The sequence below is a fragment of the Pontibacterium sp. genome, assembly GCF_041587635.1.
Lineage (GTDB): Bacteria > Pseudomonadota > Gammaproteobacteria > Pseudomonadales > Balneatricaceae > Pontibacterium.
The window spans coordinates 1-2,830 of sequence record NZ_JBFGYC010000529.1 but is presented as its reverse complement, the minus strand read 5'-3'; the positions used below and the strand labels follow the sequence as shown (position 1 = coordinate 2,830).

2 protein-coding genes are annotated in these 2,830 nt (G+C 50.7%); both read right to left on the bottom strand.

What is annotated here, in order from left to right; translation table 11 throughout:
- A partial coding sequence (locus tag ABYW01_RS18520; protein WP_372835717.1) for an N-6 DNA methylase occupies positions 1-1,794 on the bottom strand: 1,794 nt, incomplete at its 3' end.
- 208 nt (positions 1,795-2,002) lie between these two features.
- The gene (locus ABYW01_RS18515; RefSeq protein ID WP_372835714.1) at positions 2,003-2,689 is read right to left on the bottom strand and encodes a hypothetical protein; all 687 of its coding nucleotides are present in this window, start codon (positions 2,687-2,689) and stop codon (positions 2,003-2,005) included.
- Between the last annotated feature and the right edge of the window lie 141 nt (positions 2,690-2,830).

The window sequence follows — 2,830 nt, the reverse complement described above, 5'->3', positions numbered from 1 at the left end:
CTGCTCAGCCAGCTGGGTTTGCAGACTATAGGCTTTACGCAGCAGGGTTTGGCGGGCTTGCCAGAAGGAAATATCCAGCATGTCTTTAATCTGTTTTTCTTTCAGTTCGGTAAAGCGTTGTTTGCACGCGGCACGAATTGCTGTTTCGTTGTTGGCCAGTACCTCGGCATCAGGTTCTGCAAGATGCTCGAAGTACTCGCTCCAGACCCATTTCATCGCGGCATTGTAGGGTTTTGGCGCAAAACGCAGGCTTTGCAGGCGCTCGCTGTCCATCTGTACCGACAGTCGTAGCGGTCGCTCAATGGTGATACGGCGATAACCAAAATCGGTGGTGTCGAAGATTTTGGTCAACGGTTGCTGATGGGTGGCATCAATGGCAGTGGCTTCATCAAAGGCACCAAAATCACGGGTGATGGTTCGAATATCATCGTCACTGAGGATGTTACGTTTAGAACCCAGCGATTTACGCATTTTGCCGCCGAGCTTCGCTCCGTTGATCAGCTGTACTTTACCCCGGCGCTCAGCGGTTTTCTTATTGGACAACACCCACACATAGGTGGCGATGCCGGTGTTGTAGAACATATCGGTCGGCAGCGCGATAATCGCTTCCAGCAGGTCGGTTTCCAGAATATAACGGCGAATTTCACTTTCCCCGCTGCCTGCGCCGCCGGTAAACAGGGGCGAACCGTTGAGGATGATGCCGATACGGGCACCGCCGTGTTGTGTGCCTGATGTATCGGAAGCCCCGGTTTCTGAGGAATCGGTATCTGAAGTTGAAGAACGGTCACGCAGTTTGCTGATCAGATGCATCAGGAAGAGCAGCGAGCCGTCAGAGACACGCGGCAAGCCCGGCCCGAACCGGCCATCAAACCCTTTTACCTGCTGTTCGTCTTTAATCTCTTTTTCGACTTTCTTCCAATCCACACCAAACGGTGGGTTTGACAGCATGTAGTCGAATTTTTCAGCACTGAGCTGATCATTAGACAGTGTGTTACCCAGCTTAATGTTATCGACGCTTTGTCCTTTGATCAGCATATCTGCTTTACAGATTGCGTAAGATTCTGGGTTCAGCTCCTGACCAAAGGGCGTGATACGGGCATTCGGGTTCATGCTGTAGACGTATTCCATACCACTGGAGAGGAAGCCGCCCGTACCGGCTGTGGGATCGTAGATTGTGCGGACCATCCCCTCTTTGGTCAGCGCATCGTCATCTTCCATAAACACCAGCGAGGTGGTGAGGCGCACGATATCGCGTGGGGTGAAATGCTCCCCGGCCGTTTCGTTTGAGCTTTCCGCAAAACGACGGATCAGTTCTTCAAACACCAGCCCCATCTCGTGGTTGGAGATCGCCTGCGGGCTGAGGTCCATACCTTTGAACTTCTGCACCACTTTATAGAGCAGGTTGGCATCGTTGAGCTGGCCGACGAATTCATCAAATTTAAAGTGTTCGAAAATCTCACGGGCATCACGGGAAAAGCACTGAACGTAGTGTTCCAGATCGTCTTTGATACTGGACTGGCTCAACGTCTCCAGTGTCATAGGCGATGTATTGAAGAACTTCTGCTCTATGCAGTGCAGAATCTGCCGTTCTTTCGCTTCCTCTGGCAACGGCATCGCCTCAACCTTTTTGTAGCTGGCCAGCACTTTGGCTTTGTCGGCTTCTAAGACACACTCCAAACGGCGCAATAGCGTAAATGGCAGGATGATTCGTCCGTACTGGCTTTGCTTAAAATCACCGCGTAGAAGATCAGCAACCGACCAGATAAACGCTGCAGTCTGGGAGAAGTTTTCCATGAAAAAGTATGCCTTGTGTGAGTACAGATGCAGAGGAGTTAAAGCGATGAAGCGTCCGCTGCTTCTGTTATAAAAAACAATAAGATGCAGTGTATCTGATCGTGGATTGGTCGTCAGCAGTCACACAGCATGATGTGTGTCGCGCGCGGCCCGGCAACTACCTCGTTCCCATGCTCCGCGTGGGAATGCATATCAAATATTGAAGCGGCTAAGGTCGTTTGAATGGAATCACATTGGGGCTATTCGTGATGTGCTGCTCTAGCTCTTCGGCGGATAACATGCCCTGTTCAAGCCGTGCAAAATCCTTCTCAACCCGAGCAAGTACCGTATCGATCATGACATCCTTAACCGTCTTTTCTGGTTCAAAACCTAGATAGGTTTGCATCGCTTTGGCCGGGAAAAGTGCTTCACCCTGTTTCATGCCTTTGGTACTGGTGGGACGATCACACAACCGCGCCGAATGATGCCAGAAATCTTCGATCACCGCTTCGTAACCGTCATACCACACTGTATATTCCAAGCCCTGCCCGATCTGATTCAAGCTACCTAAGATACTGCGGTCGGTTTTGCTATCCAGCTGGATGGGGTCATGACGTCCTGCTGCTGCACAAATTAACTCTTCCCGATACCCCATCGCCTGCATGGTGTTGAGCAGCCCCTTATGAAACAGTTCATCCAGGCGCTTGTAATCGGCAGCCTTCACTTCCGGCACGATAAAAGAAAAGCGTGTGGAATTATGGATAAACAGCAGCATCGTACGCCGTGCCACGGTTATAAAGTTCGCATGCCATTCACCAAGACTGGTGTCGCTGCCTGGTGCGGATAACACAGTCGCACTGATGGGATGGTGTTTTTTTAGTTTATCTGCCAGTTTTTTGGTGCAATGGATGATCATGTGTTGATCTGCTTACGTTGACTGATTTTCTTTACGAATCAGTTTACTACACGCGGGAGATCGGCTGTAGAGGGCTGGGAATGCTTAGCGAGGTTAGGTCTCTGTGGTGTAGATTAAGGGCTGTATGGATTCCCACGGGGG